The sequence below is a fragment of the Bartonella sp. ML69XJBT genome (assembly GCF_028618515.1).
Lineage (GTDB): Bacteria > Pseudomonadota > Alphaproteobacteria > Rhizobiales > Rhizobiaceae > Bartonella.
The window spans coordinates 1-1,210 of the sequence record NZ_JAQITB010000117.1 but is presented as its reverse complement, the minus strand read 5'-3'; the positions used below and the strand labels follow the sequence as shown (position 1 = coordinate 1,210).

The following is a 1,210-nucleotide window of genomic DNA, read 5'->3' as shown; positions in this document are numbered from 1 at the left end:
GCTTAAAGCCTTTAAAATATTTGATGACTTTTCTTTCAGCGGTTAGCTGGTCAAAATATTCCCGATCAAGGTTTTTGTGAAAGTGTGTTGCACCAGCCCCCGATGCTTCAGGACCGGATTTTTTAAACCGTGCCGTGATAATATCTTTTGCTGCATCAACCCCAACAATATAAAGATTAATCTGCCCCTTATTGTTTTTGCTTGGGCGGCGTGGCCATACCGCTCGCCAACCAGCCTGTCCCTTAATGCCCCAGATGCGCCGCCCCTCACGGGGGCGTACATAATTATAAACCGCCTGTGTGTGTCCACCACCGGTATCAATACAAGCAGCCGTTATCTTGATGCCGTCTTTGTAACCTAGATGCGGCCAGCGTCTTGCAAGATATTCATCCAATTGGTCCCATACTTCAAAAGAAGAGGGATCACCAGGAATGACGTGATAATCAATATGCCAGCTTTCTTCACTGCGTCCCCATCCCACCACTTCAAGCTCTAACCGGTCATTTTGCACATCAATACCCGCTGTCAACAACACGGCTTGTTCTGGTGCAAGGGGATAATCTTCGCGTTTTGCATAGAGGCTATCAGGATCAACAACTTCGCCTGTTCTGTCTTCCCATGGCTCTCCAAGCACTGTGTTGACAAAAGGCTGCAAAAGTGCCGGATCATCCTTGGCATCTAAAAACTCTCTTGCGCATTCCCCCCAAGTAAGCCAAGGAGAATAAAGTGCCGAAATATGGTAAGAACGCAAATTCGGTCTGCTTGATTCACTGGTTGGCACCCAGCACGCACCTCTTTCTTCACTCATGAGATCTGTTTTTCTGTGCTCGGCATGTTCATGACCACAATGGGCACAAACAAACACAGCTTTTTCGGGGGCGCTTTTTGGCCACTTGATTTGTGACCAAACAATGGGCTGTAGAACACCACACGCATCACAAGGGACATTGTAATATCGCTGGTCTCCTAGCACAAAATCCTTGGCGATACGGCTTGTGTCACGGTGTGTTGGTGTAGACAATTTAAAAATCTTTCTCTGCACAAAGGTTGAGGTACGTTTTTCGGCAATCATCACCGGATCACCTTCGTTATCCACACTGAGAGGATAGGCGTCCACCTCATCTAAAATCAGATAACGAATAGGCATGGAACGCAAACCAGCTGCACTGTTTGCTCCTGTAAGCATCAATGCACCACCATCAAACTCTTT

1 protein-coding gene is annotated in these 1,210 nt (G+C 47.1%); it reads right to left on the bottom strand.

The genetic code is table 11. The annotated features are described in order from the left end of the window. Positions 1-1,210: phage terminase large subunit family protein (locus tag PVV68_RS10410; RefSeq protein WP_273783040.1), on the bottom strand; the 1,210-nt coding region annotated here is incomplete at both ends.